Source organism: Streptomyces sp. NPDC054863 (assembly GCF_053610825.1).
The window spans coordinates 1-14,849 of the sequence record NZ_JBSGZD010000056.1 but is presented as its reverse complement, the minus strand read 5'-3'; the positions used below and the strand labels follow the sequence as shown (position 1 = coordinate 14,849).

The window sequence follows — 14,849 nt, the reverse complement described above, 5'->3', positions numbered from 1 at the left end:
CCACGAGTGACGCGTCACATCGGTGATCGCGCCTCCCTGTCGCCCCCGGCCTGCGGAACCTCCCCCGGTAGTCTGTCCCTCTTGTCCACCACAGGGTTCGTAGGTGTTAGCGGGAGGCGTCAGTGGAGTTCCGGCTGCTCGGAGCGGTGTCCGTCACCACCGAGACCGGAGAGCTGCCACTGGGCCCGGCCAAGCGGCGCAGCGTACTGGCCGCGCTGCTGCTGCGGCCCAACACCGCCGTCCCCGTCGACCAGCTCATCGACACCATCTGGGACGAGACACCGCCCGCCCACGCACGGACCGTCGTCCAGGGCCACGTATCGCGGCTGCGGGCGCTGCTGAACGACGGCGAGGCGGCGGCCTACGGAGTGGAACTGGCCACCCGAGGACGGGCGTACGTCCTCCAGATGTCGGAATCGCTGCTGGACGCGTACCGTTTCGACGAGCTGGTGCAGCTGGCGAAGCGTCAGCGCCAGCCCGCCGACGCGGTGTTGATGCTGCGTGAGGCACTCGCCCTGTGGCGCGGCCCCGCCCTCACCGGAACGGTGTCCTCCGAGCAGCTGCTCGCGGCGGCGCACGCGCTGGAGGAGACCCGCCTGGTCACCGTCGAGAACCTGGCCGACGCGTACGGAGCCCTGGGCGAGCACGGCCGTGCGGCGGCCGTCCTGCGCGCCGAGGCGGTCGCCCACCCGATGCGCGAGTCCCTCGCCTCGGCACTGATGCTGGCGCTGTACCGGGCGGGCAGGCAGTCCGACGCCCTCGACTGGTACCACCGCACCCGGCGGCTGCTCGCGGAAGAGCTGGGGGTCGACCCGGGGCGGGCGCTGCAGGACGCGTACGGGGCGATCCTCCAGGGCGAGGGCTCCGAGGAACCGACGGGCGGCGGCACGGCGGCGGTGGGCGACACCTCGCCCGGCGGAACTGCCTTGGGGCGGCCCGCGCCCCGGACAGGTCAGGGGCACCCCACTGCGACGGCGCCCCGGGGACCGGAGGCACGGGTGCCGGGCCAGGGCGTGCAGCACCGGGACGTACCCGACCAGGACACACCCGACCAGGATGCGCGGAGCCGGCACGTGCCCGGCGGGAACCCGTCCGGGCAGCGGGCACCGGAGACGGCGACCGGGACGGACGCGGCGGGGGCCAGGACCCCCGCCGGGACCGCGCAGACCGAGGCCACCGAGGGCACCTGGGACGCCAGGGACGCCTGGGATGCCAGAGGCACTTGGGGCGAGGCCGCACAGGCGGCCGAGGCGGGAGCTGCCGGGGCCGCAGGGACTGGGACGGCATGGGCCGGGACCGGGCAGGCGAGCGAGGCGGGGTCCAGGATCTGGAGCGACGTCGCGACCGGGGCCACACCCGGAAGCGGGGCCACACCCGGAGCCGGGACCAACCCCAGGGCCGGGACCAACCCCGGGGCCGGGACCAACCCCGGGGCCGGGACCGACCCCAGGGTCGAGTCGCTGTCCTCCGGTGCGCCGACCGGTTCGCCCGCCGACCCGTCCGCCGTTTCCGGTGCGCGCGCAGGTTCACCCACCGGCCCGGCCGCTGCTTCCGGTGCGCACACCGGCTCGTCCGCCGTTTCCGGTGCGCGCGCCGGTTCGCCCGCTGGTCCGGCCACCGGACCGGCCACCGGTCCAACCGCTGCTTCCGGTGCGCCCGCCCCTCCCGGTGCGCCCGACGATTCGGTACGGACCGCCCCGGACGGCACGGCCACGGCCCTCGCCGCAGAGCCCGGGGCCGGGGCCGAGTACGGACCCACCGCCCGCCTCACCACCGACGTCGGCCCCGCTTCCCCCGGCATACCCACCCCCCACCGGGACCGCGCCCCCCACATCCCGTACACAGTCCCCGAGTTGCTCGCCCGGCGCCCCCGTGGCTTCCTCGGGCGGGGGGCGGATCTCGCTGCGGTCGACGCCGTCACGGTCGGCGGGGAGGCGCCGATCGCGGTCGTCACCGGGCCCGCCGGGGTCGGCAAGACGGCTCTCGCCCTGCACTGGGCGTACCGGCAGCGCGAGAGCTTCCCCGACGGGCGGCTCTTCGCCGACCTGCACGGCTTCGACCTGCTCGCCGATCCCGAACCCGCCGATGTCGTACGGGAGTTCCTCCTCGCGCTCGGCGTTCCGGGGCACGCCCTGCCCGAGACTCCGGCCACCGCCGCAGCGCTGTACCGCCGTCTCACCACGGGCCGTCGGCTGCTCGTCGTACTCGACAACGCCCGCAGTTCGGAGCAGGTGCGTCCGCTGCTGCCCGCGGGTGACGACTGCGTCACCGTCGTGACCAGCAGGAACCGCCTCGGCGGGCTGATCGCGGACGACCTGGCCCGGCCTGTGCCGCTCGACTCGCTCGGCCCCGACGACTCCGTCGCCCTGCTCGCCAGGGTGCTCGGCGAGCAACGGGTGGCCGCCGAGCCGACGGCCGCACACCGGCTCGCCACGCTCTGCGAAGGACTGCCGCTCGCCCTGCGCATCACGGCCGCCCGGCTCACCGCCTACCCCGACCGCACCCTGGAACGCCACGCCGCCGAACTCGCCGACGAGCAGCGCAGGCTCACCCTCCTCCAGATCGAGGACCGGGGCGTGGAGGCCGAACTCCGGCTGAGTCTCCAGCAGTTGGACGAGTGCGCCCAGCAGGTGTTCCGGGGCCTCGGCGCCCACACGGGGCCGACCGTCGACCGGTACGCCGCCGCCGCGCTCGCCGGGGTGCCGGTCGCGGAGGCCGCCGCCGCGCTCGATCGGCTGGCCGCCGCGCACCTGGCGCAGGAGTCCGGCCTCCCCGGGCAGGGCAGGTACGCGCTGCACGACCTGGTCCGCCTGTTCGCCCGGTCCACCGCCGACGACCCCGGCGCCCTGATGCGCCTGCTCGACCACTACGTACTGACCGAACTCGCCGCCAACGCGGTCGCCGAGCAGGGCAGCCGCCCGTGCTGCTCGCTCCCCGAGGACGTACAACATCCGTCGCAGATACGGGAGTTCGCGTCCCGCGACGAGGTCATCGAGTGGTACGAGGCGGAGCGCGAGGCGCTCGCGGGGGCGATGACGGCGGCGATGGCGGCGGCGGAGGCCGCCGGACCGGAAGCCGGGCTCGCCGACCGCGTGTGGCGGCTCGGGATCCTCCAGTGGCCGTACATCCTGTGGCGGGTGCGGGACGGGTGGGCGCCGATGCTGGAGGTGGCCCTGACGGCCGCCGTCGCGCTCGACGACCCGGAGGCCGAGTCCCGGGTGCGGGCGCTGCTCGGGTGGGTGCTGGTCGAGGAGGAGCGGACCGAAGAGGCCTACCCGCACCTGGAGTTGGCGCCGGTACTGGCCGCGCGGGCGGGCGATCTCGTGGACGAGGCGATCGGCCGGGTCAACCTGTCCGTCGCCCAGGTCAGGCGCGGTTCGCTCGCACAGGCGCAGGAGAACTGCGTACGGGCGGCGGCTCTCGCCCGGCAGGAGGGCGACCGGCAGACGGAGATGCTCGCCCTCCAGGCGCTGGCCGACCACTGCCTGCGCGCGGGCGAACCGGAGGCCGCCCTGCGGCACTCCCTGGACGGTCTCGCGCTCGGCCCGGCGGACGTCGGGGTGATCCGCCGGGTACTGCTGCGGACCGCGCAGGGCGAGTCGCTGACCCAGCTCGGCCGGGTCGCCGAGGGCCTCGAACTGCTCGGCCTCGCGGCGGACACTGCCGAGCGCGAGGGGTTCCACGCGGGTGCCTGCCGGGCGCTGGGCGTACTCCTGCGGATCACCGGGGACAAGGCCGCGTACGAGGACCGGCACGCACGGGCCACGGCGGCGATGACGGACGGCGGGGAGCCGGGCCGGCCGTAACACCGCTGGTGGACACGGACGGCGGCGGGGCGGTCCTGCCCGGTCACTTCGGGTCGCGGTCGAACAGGGACGTCGTCCAGCGGTAGCCGAGCGCGGACAGGCCGACGCACCAGGCGATCGCGATCCACCAGTTGTTGCCGATCTCGGTGCCGAGCAGCAGCCCGCGCAGGGTCTCGATGGCGGGTGTGAACGGCTGGTACTCGGCGATCGGCCGGAACCAGCCCGGCATCGTCCCGGCCGGGATGAAGGCGCTCGAAATGAGCGGGAGGAGGATCAGCGGCATCGCCATGTTGCTGGCCGCCTCCGCGTTGGGGCTGGCCATGCCCATTCCGACCGCGATCCAGGTGAGCGCCAGGGCGAAGAGGGAGAGCAGTCCGAACGCCGCCAGCCACTCCAGGGGCGTGGCGTCCACGGACCGGAAGCCGATGGCCACGGCGACGGCGCCGACCACGAGCAGGCTGGCGAGCACTTGCAGGACGCTGCCGGCCACGTGCCCGATGATCACGGAACTGCGGTGGATCGCCATCGTACGGAAACGGGCGACGAGACCCTCGGCCATGTCGGTGGAGACGGAGACCGCGGCCCCGATCACGGTGGAGCCGATGGTCATCATCAGGATGCCCGGGACGATGTAGGCGATGTAGTCGGAGCGGTCGCTGCCGCCGATGCCCGCACTCATCACGTCGCCGAAGATGTAGACGAAGAGCAGCAGCATCATGACCGGTGAGAGCAGCAGGTTCAGGGTGAGGGACGGATAGCGCCGGACGTGCAGGAGGTTGCGGCGCAGCATCGTGGACGAGTCGCGCGCGGCGAGGGAGAGGGCACTCATCGGACAGTCTCCTTGGGCTGGCGGGGCTGGCTGGGCCGGTTGGGCCGGTTGGGCCGGTTGGGCTGGTTGGGCTGATTGGGAACGCCGGCGCCGCTGGTCAGGGCGAAGAACACGTCGTCGAGGTCGGGGGTGTGCACGGTCAGCTCGTCCGCCTCGATGTCGGCCGAGTCCAGCCAGTCGAGGAGGGAGCGCAGCTCGCGCTGGCTGCCGTCGCTGGGGATCTGCAAGGACAGCGCCTCGTCGTCCTGGGTGGCCTCCCGCAGGGCGACCGCGGCGGACCGGTACGCGGCCGGGTCGGTGAACCGCAGCCGCACGTGCCCGCCGGGGACGAGCCGCTTCAGCTCTTCCGCGCTGCCCTCGGCGGCGATCTTCCCGTCGCTCAACACCGCGATGTGGTCGGCGAGTTCGTCGGCCTCCTCCAGGTACTGGGTGGTGAGGAAGACGGTGACGCCGCCGGAGACCAGCTCCCGGACGATGCCCCACATGTTGTGCCGGGAGCGCGGGTCGAGGCCGGTCGTCGGCTCGTCGAGGAAGATGATCCGCGGGTTGCCGACCAGGGTCATCGCGATGTCGAGGCGGCGCTTCATTCCGCCGGAGTAGGTGGAGGCGGGCTTCTTGGCGGCCTCGGTGAGGTCGAAGCGCTCCAGCAGCTCGGCGGTGACGCGGCGGCCCTCGCGGCGGGAGAGGTGGTGCAGGTCCGCCACGAGGCGCATGTTCTCCTCGCCGGTGATCAGGCCGTCGACCGCGGAGAACTGCCCGGTGACACCGATCGCGGCCCGTACGGCCTGGGGGTCGGCGGTGAGGTCGTGGCCCGCGACCCGGGCCTGCCCGCCGTCGGCGGAGATCAGGGTGGAGAGGATCTTGACGGCGGTGGTCTTGCCCGCACCGTTCGGGCCGAGGAGTGCGAACACGGAACCGGCCGGGATGCGCAGGTCGATGCCGTCGAGGACGGTCTTGTCGCCGTAGGACTTGCGCAGGCCGACGGCGGAGATGGCGGTCTGCGTGGCGCGGCCGTCACCTTGACTGGTCGTGGACATGACAGAGGTAGGCATGGAACCCTCCCGATCGAAGGTTGAGGAAGTGGGGTGGTGGGGTGGTGGGGGGAGGCGTTGGTGCGCTGGTGGGTTGATGTGTTGGTGGGTATGCGCTGGTGGGTATGCGCTGGTGGGTATGCGCTGGTGGGTTGATGCGTTGCTCGGGCGGTGCTGAAGGCGCGCTTGCGGCGTCGGCGCGGCTCAGGCCGGGCGCGGCTCAGGCCGGGCGCGGCTCAGGCCGGGCGCGGCTCAGGCCGGGCGCGGCTCAGGCCGGGCGCGGCTCAGGCCGCAGCTCCCTCAGAGCCGGGTTCGCTCAGGCATCGGATCACTCAGGCCCGGCGCGGCCCAGGCTCGCTCAGGCCCGGGTTCGCTCAGGACCAGGCTTGCTCAGGACCACGCTTGCTCAGGACCGGGCGCGGCGGACGTCGATGTTGCCCCAGCGGGTGCGGGCGCGGATCTTGACGGTTTCCTCGGACTCCCCCGGGGCGTCGGACGCGGTGAGGGTGTTGCGCGCCTGCCCCTTGTCGGAGCTGACGTCGAGCCAGGCGGCCGTGCCCTCGCGGACACCGACCTCGATGGCGCCGTAACCGGTCTCCAACTGGACCGCGCCGCGGACGACTTCGCCGATGCGCAGGGTGCCGTGGGCGGTGGTCGCGGTGACCGAGCCCTCGGCGCGCGCGATGTCGATGTCGCCGTGGGCGCCGCTCACCCGCAGGTCGCCGATCGCGGCGCCGACGTGCGTGCTGCCGTGCGAGTTCTTCAGGACGGCGGGGCCGTCGAGGAAACCTGCGCGCACGCTGCCGGAGCTGGTGGTGATCTCGGCCGCGCCCTCGACGCGGTCCACGCCGATCGAGCCGTGGGAGGCGTTCAACGTCAGCGGTCCCGTGGAGTCCAGGCGCACGTCACCGGCCGAGGTCTTCACCCGGACCTCGCCGAGCCGGCCCTCGCCGACCAACTGGACCCAGGAGCCTGTCACCTCGACGCGCGAGCCGACGGGCAGTTCGACCGTCACGTCGACGGCTCCGGTGGGCCCGATCAGGTAACGCTCCTTCGTCCTGATGGTCAGGGTGCCGCCCGAGTACGAGACCTCGGTCTGCTCGGCGGCCCGCACGTTCTTCTTCTCCTTCTTCGGGCCGCCGGGCTGAACCTCGACGACGGTGTCGAGCCGGTCGCTCGCGGTGAACCGGATGGAGCCGGCCCCCACGTGCGCCATGACCGAGATCGGTTCGGGAGTGTCGAAAGAAGGCATGGCTGTCCCGTCCTCTTGAGTCGTTGGTACGTCCCCGCAGGTGGGGCGTGGTTCGGGTGAAGTTCGGGTGGAAGGGGTACGGGCGGGACGCGGCTAGCGCACCCAGCCCGTGATGCTCTGTCCGACGGTCTGGGTCTTCTGTGTCGTACGCGGCCGGAGATCGCCGTCGACCGCGGCCGACACGGCGCGGACCAGCCACGCGTTGACCGACAGGCCCTCGCGGCTCGCGGCGTTCTCGGCGTGGGCCTTGAGGTGGGCCGGGAGACGGAAGTTGATCCGCGCGGTGGCGCCGTCGTCGGCGTCGGCGGGCGGCAGGGGCGCCGCGGGCGCGACCGGCTCCCTCAGCTCCTGGAACGGCTCGGAGGCGGGCGGCGCCGTCACCACGAACTCCGGGTCGAGTCCACGCAGCCGCACGTCGACCGAGCCCGGCGCCAGCTCCCGCGTGACTTCGCCCATGGCTGCGGACAGTGCGTTGAGAAGGGTCAGGCGGGCGGCGGACTCCAGGGGAGCGGTGAGCCGCTCGGCGAGGGCGCGGGCGTCGTCGCCGCCGGCGTCCGCGGCGACGGCCAGCTCGTGCCGGAGGTTGTCGACGTAGGGCGTGAGGTCCATGGCGCCATGATGGCACATCCGTTGCGCCATTGCGAGCCAAACCCTCGCCCACTTGGCACACACCCCTCCGACCTGCTACTTCTCCCTCAATCCGGCACACCCTGGCACCGCACCGCCAATGAAATGCCCCATCCCCACACCACGATGACACCACCATGGCGCCACCCCACCGGGCCCCACTCACCGGGCCAACCGCCCACACCCAGCGGACTGCCCGCCCCACCCGCCGGGCTGCCACCCGCACCCGCCGGGCTGCCACCCGCACCCAGCTGACCTGCCACCTCCCCCCGGCCGCCTACTCCTGGCAGACGAGATACCCGAGCCCACCCACCTGCCCGACCCCTCAGGCGAACCGGCCGAAGCCACGGTCTGCCTGGGCCCGAAGGCCAACCGGCCGAGGCCACCACCCGCCCATGCCCCGCAGGCCAGCCGGCCGGGCCCACCCACCTGGCTCTGACAGCGAGATGGCTGGGCCCACCATCCACCCGGACCCCGAGGACGGGAGGGCCGAGGCCCCGTCCGCCTGGGCCCGAAGGCGATCCCGCCGAGCCCGCTGAGCCCACCGCTCACCTGCGCCCCAGGCGCACCAGCCGAAGTCCCCGCCTCCTCACCCTCCCCGGGGCCCGGGGCCAAAACCCCTTGCCCCCGATCCCACCCTCTGCGATCGTTCGGGCGGTCCGGCGCCGGGATCCCGTATCCGCCCCGTGGCCCTCCCTCGCATCCTTGTCACCAGGAGCCCTCCCTTGTCCCACGCCATCCCCGACCTGACCACCGACCGTCTTCTCCTCCGCGCCTGGCTCCCCGAGGAGATCGATGCGGTGATCACCGGGAAACACCTCCCGCACTGGGCCGAGGACTTCCCTGGCGAGGGCGACAAAGCCCTGTCGGGTCTCTTCGCAGAGAACCCCGCCTGGTACGGCGAGTACGGCCACCGCCAGATGATCGAACGCGAAACGGGTCAAGTGGTCGGCGCCATCGGCCTGTTCTGGCCGCAGAAGGACGGAAAGGTCGAGTTCGGATACGGCGTCGCCCCCTCGCGCCGACGCCGGGGTTACGCCAGCGAGGCGGCCCGCGCCCTGGTCGCCCATGCGCTCACCGCTCCCGGCGTCCACACCGTCTACGCGAAGGTGTCGCTCGACAACCCCGCCTCCTCCCGCGTCCTGGAAAAGGCGGGCCTCACCCCCTGGACCGCCCTGGAACTGGAACCCGGCCTGACCGCCTTCCGCACCGCTCCCTGACACCCCGCACCACGCACGCCCCTCGTCACCCTCGTACCCCAACAGCACGGGCTGCACGGGCTGTCAGTCCGGGCGGCCCGTGTCGACCGTGTCGACCTGGTGCCGGTGCGGCCCCGCCCCCGCCCGGCCCTCGCCTTACCCTCACCCCATGCCCGAGCTCCAGCGCCTGCGCGCCGACCACGCCCCCGCCCTCCTCACCTTCGAGCGCGAGAACCGGGAGTTCTTCGCCGCGTCGGTCCCCGACCGGGGCGAGGAGTACTTCACCGGGTTCGCGGCCCGGCACGAAGCCCTGCTCGCCGAACAGGCCACCGGCACGATCGCCTTCCACGTACTGGTCTCCAAGGGTTCCGAAAGCTCCAAGGGTTCCGAAAGCTCCAAGGGTTCCGAGAGCTCCGAAGGCTCCGAGAGCTCCACCGGCTCCGAGGACCAAGAGATCCTCGGCCGCTTCAACCTCATCGACATATCCGACGGCACCGCCGAACTCGGCTACCGCCTCGCCGAAAAGGCCACCGGCCGAGGCCTCGCCACCACCACCGTCCGCGCCCTCTGCACCCTCGCGGCCACCCGGTACGGCATCCACACCCTCCGCGCCGAAACCACCCTCGACAACGAGGCCTCCCGCGCGGTCCTCTCCCGTACCGGCTTCGTCCCGACGGGCCGGGCGGACTTCGACGGCCGCCCGGGGCTGACGTACACACGCCACCACCCGGCCACCTAGAACCCGCCCGCAGGGCCGGGCGGACTACGGCCAAAGGACCAGCGGCCCGGGCCGTGCGGCCGATCCGTGCCGCAGGTCGGCGCGCCTACGTTTCCCGTATGCGAATCGGAATTCTCGGAACGGGAAATGTGGCACGGGCCGTGGCAACGGGGCTCGCCGACAAGGGACATGACGTGGTGCTGGGTTCGCGCGAGCCCGGCCGGAGGAAGGACCTCGGTCTCGGCGTCGTCACCCACGCACAAGCCGTCGCGCACGGCGAAGTGGTCGTCAACGCGACCCCGGGGTCCGAGTCGGTCCCCCTCCTCCACCGCATCGGCGCGGACACCCTCGCGGGCAAGGTGCTGCTCGACATCGCGATCGGGTTCAACGAGGACTGGACTCTCACGCACCCCGACACCAGCCTCGGCGAGCTGATCCAGGAGGCGTTCCCGCGCACGTACGTCGTGAAGACGCTCTGCACGATGGACTCGACGGCGATGGCGAACCCGGCAGGTCTCGACGGTCCGAGCACCGTGTTCCTGTCCGGCGAGGACGCGAGCGCCAAGAAGACCGTCGGGCAGTTGCTCGGCGACCTCGGCTGGCCGGAGCCGTACCGGCTGGACCTCGGCGGGATACGGACCGCGCGCGGCCAGGAGCACTACGCGCTGCTGTTCATCGCCATCGCCACCAGCACCGGAAACTTCGGCTTCAACATCAAGGTCGTACCGCCGCGCGCGTGACGCGGCCGTGGGGGCGGGTAGTCGTCATGTCATGAAATTCCTCGTACGCGACAAGCTCTTCTCCATCGGCGACGACTACTGGATCGAGGACGAGAAGGGGCAGCACGCCTTCCTCGTCGACGGCAAGGCGCTCCGGCTCCGGGACACCCTGGAGATCAAGGACCCCGGCGGGCGGGTGCTGATCACGCTCAAGGAGAAGATGCTCAGCTGGCGGGACGCCATGACCCTGGAGCGGGACGGCGAGACCCTCGCGACCGTACGGAAGAAGCGGCTGTCACTGATCCGCAACCACTACCGCGTCACGCTCAACGAAGGCACCGAACTGGACGTCAGCGGGCGTGTGCTGGACCGGGAGTTCGCCATCGAGTACGACGGCGAACTCCTGGCGCACATCTCGCGCAAGTGGTTCCGGGTGCGCGAGACGTACGCCGTCAATGTCGTACGCGAGGACACGGACGCGGCCCTGCTCATCGCGGTCGCGGTCTGCGTGATCCGCATGGCGGAGAAGGAGCGGGACGGGGACTGACCGTGGGAGGGGACGACGGGAGCACCTGGGGGGACGTGCCAGGGCCCCGGCCGCCGCACCTGCCCGGCCCCGCCCGTACCTGCCCGGCCCCACCCGCACCTGCTCGGTCCCTGACCCGTACCTGTACGGGCCCTCACCCGTACCTGTACGGGCCCTCACCCGTACCTGTACGTCCCCACCCGCGTCCGCCCCGAGGCCGCGCCCGCCCTAGGGCCTGCGCGGTTCCGCCAGTCCCAGCAGCCGGTCCTTGAGTGCCGGGAACTGGTCCCGGGTGATCGCGGGACGCGCCGGGTCCAGGTCCACCACCAGGACCTCCTCGCCCGCCCCCGCCTCGGCCAGCACCTCGCCCCACGGGTCGACGACGATGCTGAACCCGGCCTGCTCGACACCGGCGTGCGTGCCCGCGGTGCCGCAGGCCAGTACGTACGCCTGGTTCTCGACGGCTCGCGCGCGGGCCAGCAGCGTCCAGTGCCCGCGCCGCCTGGCCGGCCATCCCGCAGGGACGACGAAGGCGTCCGCGCCTCCGTCGACCAGCCCGCGGAAGAGCTCCGGGAAGCGCAGGTCGTAGCAGGTGGCCAGGCCCAGGTGCAGGTCCGGCGTGCGGACGGTGACCAGTTCGCCGCCCGCGCCCATCAGCACCGCCTCGCCCTCGTCGAAGCCGAAGCGGTGGATCTTCCGGTACGCGGCGGCGAGTTCACCGTCGGGGGAGAAGACGAGGGAGGTGTTGAAGAGGGGGCCTTCCGGGTCCCGCTCGACGAACGATCCGGCATGCAGCCAGACCCCTGCGTCCCGCGCCGCCTTCGCCATCACCTCGTACGTCGGGCCCTCCAGCGGCTCCGCCTCGTCGGCGAAACCCTCGTACCCCCACGCGCCGGTCGGCCAGAGCTCGGGAAGCACCACGAGGTCGCTGCCCCGCTGCTCCCGCACCAGCGAAGCCACCCGCTCCCGGCGGGAATTGACCGATTCCTCGTCATTTACATCGATCTGGAGCAGAGAGGCGCGCACACTACCACCGTCCTGGCATTCGAGCCGTCAACACGGGCCTACGATCGTCACACGAAAGCACTGCCGGGGTGCCTTCGGGCAGCGTAACTTAGCGTCCAAGTCCGTCACCCGGAACGCACCTGCCCGCACGCACGCACGGCAACCCAGCCGCACCGCCCGCGCCGCCGCCACTGAACCGCCCGAGGGGTCCCGTGACCGTCCACCATCCCAGCCTGCAGACCTACGCCGACGCCTGGTCGCACTCCATCGAGGCGATATCCGAGCTGGTGAAGCCGCTCGTCGAGGGCGAGTGGAACCGCCGTACGCCGTGCCCCGGCTGGTCGGTGCGCGACATGGTCTCCCATGTCATCGGTGCCGAGTGCGAGATGCTCGGCGACCCCCGGCCGATCCACTCGCTGCCGAGCGACCTCTTCCACATCACCTCCGACCTGGCCCGCTACATGGAGGTGCAGGTCGACGTACGACGCCACCACACGGCGCCGGAGATGACCTCGGAGCTGGAGTACACGATCATCCGCCGCAACCGCCAGCTGCGGAACGAGACCCGGTCGCCCGACACCGTGGTGCGCTCCGCGCTCGCCGGGCGCGAGATGACCCTCGAAATGGCCCTGTGGATGCGGGCGTTCGACGTGTGGGTGCACGAGCAGGACCTCCGCACCACCTTCCAGCAGCCCGGCAACCTGGACTCCCCCGGCGCGTACATCACCCGCGACTTCCTGCTGCGCAACCTGCCCAAGGTCGTCGCCAAGGACGCGGGCGCGCCCACGAACTCGGCGGTCGTCTTCGACGTCCACGGCCCCGTCGAGTTCCTGCGCACGGTCCGCGTCGACGACCGCGGCCGGGGCAGCGTGGACGGCACCCCCTCGCTCGGCCCGCTCGTCACGATCGCGCTCGACTGGGAGACCTTCTACCGGCTGGCCTGCGGCCGGGTGCGGTACGCGGCGGTGGCCGACCTCATCAAGATCGAGGGCGACGAGGACCTGGCCGACGCGATCCTGCGGAACTTCGCCGTCACGCCGTAGCGAACAGCACGGTAGCGAACTGCGCGGTCGCCAGCAGCGCCGTATCCAGCAGCGCCGTAGCGATGTTTCACGTGAAACACGCTCGCCGGTAATCGGGTTCACGCAGTAGAAGCCCCTACGCGGGCACGTGCACGGCCTCCACCCTGCTCGCCACCAGGTGCTCCCGCTCGCGCCGTGCCGTCCGGTGGCGCAACCGCAGGATCTGGGTCAGACCCACCGCCTCCAGCACGAACACCGAGGCGAACGCGATGCGGTAGTTGTCGCCCGTGGCGTCCAGCAGCACGCCCACCGCGAACAGGGTGGTCATGGAGGCGACGAAGCCTCCCATGTTCACGATGCCGGAGGCCGTGCCCTGCCGCTCCGGCGGGTTCGCGGGCCGCGCGAAGTCGAAGCCGATCATCGAGGCGGGACCGCAGGCCCCGAGCACCACGCACAGCGTGACCAGCAGCCACATCGGCACGTGCGGCGCCGGGTAGGCGATCGTGGCGCCCCACAGCACGGCGGTCGCCGCGACCGTGCCGAGCGCGAGCGGTACGCGCGCGGCGTGGTGGCGCGCGATGACCTGCCCGTACACGAGCCCGATCGCCATGTTGGACAGCACCACCAGCGTCAGAAGCTCACCGGCCGCCGCCCGCGACATCCCCTGCGCCTCCACCAGGAACGGCATCCCCCACAGCAGCAGGAACACCATCGCCGGGAACTGCGTCGTGAAGTGCACCCACATCCCGAGCCGCGTCCCGGGCTCCCGCCATGCCGCCGTGATCTGCCGGCGCACGAAGGTGGGGCCACCGCGCGGAGCCGCGGGCGGTTCGTACCCCTCGGGGTGGTCCTTCAGCAGTACGAGAGTGAGCACGAGGACCACCGCGCCCGCCGCCGCACTGCCCAGGAAGGTCGCCGTCCAGCCGTAGCCGTGCAGCGACCGGGCGATGACCAGCGTCGAGACGAGGTTGCCCGCCATCCCGAACAGGGCTGCGACCTGCGCGATCATCGGCCCGCGCCGGGCCGGGAACCAGCGGGTGCCCAGCCGCAGCACACTGATGAACGTCATCGCGTCGCCGCAGCCGAGCAGTGCGCGGGAGACGAGCGCCGTGCCGTACGTCGGAGACAGCGCGAAGCCCACCTGGCCGACGGTGAACAGGACGGCGCCGAGCGCCAGGACCTTCTTGGTGCCGAGCCGGTCGACCATCAGGCCGACGGGTATCTGCATGCCCGCGTACACGAGCAGCTGGAGGATCGAGAAGGTCGAGAGGGCGGAGGCGTTGACCTGGAAACGGTCGGCGGCGTCCAGGCCCGCGACGCCCAGGCTGGTGCGGAAGGTGACGGCGACGAAGTAGACGGCGACGCCGATGGACCAGACGGCGACCGCCCTGCGACCGCCGGGCGGATCACCGTGCAGCCGCGGCATCGCCGGGGACCTGCTCATCGGTCGTCACCCCTGACCAGCACCTTGACCCGGCTGACGTGGCGGCGCACACAGGCCGCCGCGGCGTCCGCGTCCCCCGCCCTGATGGCATCCAGGATCTCGGCGTGCTCGGCGATGTTGAGCGCGACGCGGTCCGGGTGCGCCTCCATCACGGCCACGCCCATCCGCAATTGCCGGTCGCGCATCTGGTCGTAGAGGCGGGACAGGATCTGGTTGCCCGCGTCGCGGACGATCTCGGCGTGGAAGCAGCGGTCGGTGACGGCGACCTCGGCGAGGTCCCCGGCGAGCGCGCGGCGCTGCTGCTCGGCCAGGAGCTCTTCGAGTCGGGCGATCAGGCGGGGCGACGCAGGTACGGCCTTGCGTACGGCGAACTCCTCGACCAGCAGCCGGGTTTCGACCACGTCGGCGATCTCCTGCGCGGAGACGGCGAGGACCAGGGCGCCCTTCTTCGGGTAGAGCTTGATCAGTCCCTCGACCTCAAGACGCAGGAGCGCTTCGCGGACGGGGGTGCGCGAGACCCCCACGGCTTCGGCGAGATGGCCCTCGGTGAGGAGCGTTCCCCCCTCGTAGCTGCGGTCGAGGACGCCCCTCTTGATGTGGTCGTAGACACGTTCGGCGGCAGGGGGTGCGGCAGGCATGCGCACAGCTTAGATACAACAGGTGTGCAAGAG

At 72.1% G+C, this 14,849-nt stretch carries 13 protein-coding genes and 1 pseudogene; 7 read left to right on the top strand and 7 right to left on the bottom strand.

Annotated elements, in window-relative coordinates; translation table 11 throughout:
• Positions 1–122 precede the first annotated feature (122 nt).
• Both ACWGIG_RS13675 and ACWGIG_RS13670 read left to right on the top strand, forming a co-directional pair.
• Positions 123–1,031 (top strand): annotated as a pseudogene (locus ACWGIG_RS13675) (AfsR/SARP family transcriptional regulator); the annotation flags it as partial.
• A complete protein-coding gene (locus ACWGIG_RS13670; protein WP_453321765.1) occupies positions 1,014–3,806 on the top strand; it encodes an NB-ARC domain-containing protein in 2,793 nt (930 codons plus the stop codon). The pseudogene ACWGIG_RS13675 and the gene ACWGIG_RS13670, both read left to right, overlap by 18 nt.
• Before the next feature lie 43 nt (positions 3,807–3,849).
• Here the strand turns inward: ACWGIG_RS13670 and ACWGIG_RS13665 are convergent, their stop codons facing one another.
• The 4 genes from ACWGIG_RS13665 to ACWGIG_RS13650 form a co-directional block, all read right to left on the bottom strand.
• Complete coding sequence (locus ACWGIG_RS13665) at positions 3,850–4,635, bottom strand: ABC transporter permease (RefSeq protein WP_453321748.1); 786 nt, start codon at positions 4,633–4,635, stop codon at positions 3,850–3,852.
• On the bottom strand, positions 4,632–5,687 hold the full coding sequence (locus ACWGIG_RS13660) for an ATP-binding cassette domain-containing protein (RefSeq protein WP_453321747.1): 1,056 nt from the start codon (positions 5,685–5,687) through the stop codon (positions 4,632–4,634). Before ACWGIG_RS13660 ends, ACWGIG_RS13665 begins: the two co-directional genes overlap by 4 nt.
• 385 nt (positions 5,688–6,072) lie before the next feature.
• Positions 6,073–6,918, bottom strand: a complete 846-nt coding sequence (locus ACWGIG_RS13655; RefSeq protein WP_453321746.1) for a DUF4097 family beta strand repeat-containing protein — start codon at positions 6,916–6,918, stop codon at positions 6,073–6,075.
• 93 nt (positions 6,919–7,011) lie between these two features.
• Positions 7,012–7,527: a hypothetical protein gene (locus ACWGIG_RS13650; protein ID WP_453321745.1), complete on the bottom strand. Its 516-nt coding sequence runs from the start codon at positions 7,525–7,527 to the stop codon at positions 7,012–7,014.
• A 743-nt stretch (positions 7,528–8,270) separates the two neighbouring features.
• On the opposite strand from ACWGIG_RS13650, the gene ACWGIG_RS13645 reads away from it, so the two are divergent.
• The 4 genes from ACWGIG_RS13645 to ACWGIG_RS13630 all read left to right on the top strand — a co-directional run bounded on the left by ACWGIG_RS13645 (position 8,271) and on the right by ACWGIG_RS13630 (position 10,728).
• Positions 8,271–8,765: a GNAT family N-acetyltransferase gene (locus tag ACWGIG_RS13645; protein WP_453321744.1), complete on the top strand. Its 495-nt coding sequence runs from the start codon at positions 8,271–8,273 to the stop codon at positions 8,763–8,765.
• A gap of 148 nt (positions 8,766–8,913) precedes the next feature.
• Entirely contained in the window at positions 8,914–9,483 is a 570-nt protein-coding gene (locus ACWGIG_RS13640; protein WP_453321743.1) for a GNAT family N-acetyltransferase, read from the top strand.
• Positions 9,484–9,581: 98 nt separating this feature from the next.
• Positions 9,582–10,202: an NADPH-dependent F420 reductase gene (locus tag ACWGIG_RS13635; RefSeq protein ID WP_453321742.1), complete on the top strand. Its 621-nt coding sequence runs from the start codon at positions 9,582–9,584 to the stop codon at positions 10,200–10,202.
• Between the two features lie 31 nt (positions 10,203–10,233).
• Entirely contained in the window at positions 10,234–10,728 is a 495-nt protein-coding gene (locus ACWGIG_RS13630; protein WP_453321741.1) for an LURP-one-related/scramblase family protein, read from the top strand.
• A 207-nt stretch (positions 10,729–10,935) separates the two neighbouring features.
• On the opposite strand, the gene ACWGIG_RS13625 is transcribed toward ACWGIG_RS13630, so the two are convergent.
• Complete coding sequence (locus ACWGIG_RS13625; protein WP_453321740.1) at positions 10,936–11,733, bottom strand: carbon-nitrogen family hydrolase; 798 nt, start codon at positions 11,731–11,733, stop codon at positions 10,936–10,938.
• 191 nt (positions 11,734–11,924) lie between these two features.
• On the opposite strand from ACWGIG_RS13625, the gene ACWGIG_RS13620 reads away from it, so the two are divergent.
• Positions 11,925–12,755, top strand: a complete 831-nt coding sequence (locus ACWGIG_RS13620; RefSeq protein ID WP_453321739.1) for a maleylpyruvate isomerase family mycothiol-dependent enzyme — start codon at positions 11,925–11,927, stop codon at positions 12,753–12,755.
• Positions 12,756–12,870: 115 nt separating this feature from the next.
• Here ACWGIG_RS13620 and ACWGIG_RS13615 read toward each other — a convergent pair whose 3' ends face one another.
• Positions 12,871–14,178: an MFS transporter gene (locus tag ACWGIG_RS13615; protein WP_453321738.1), complete on the bottom strand. Its 1,308-nt coding sequence runs from the start codon at positions 14,176–14,178 to the stop codon at positions 12,871–12,873.
• Positions 14,175–14,816, bottom strand: a complete 642-nt coding sequence (locus tag ACWGIG_RS13610; RefSeq protein WP_453321737.1) for a GntR family transcriptional regulator — start codon at positions 14,814–14,816, stop codon at positions 14,175–14,177. Before ACWGIG_RS13610 ends, ACWGIG_RS13615 begins: the two co-directional genes overlap by 4 nt.
• Between the last annotated feature and the right edge of the window lie 33 nt (positions 14,817–14,849).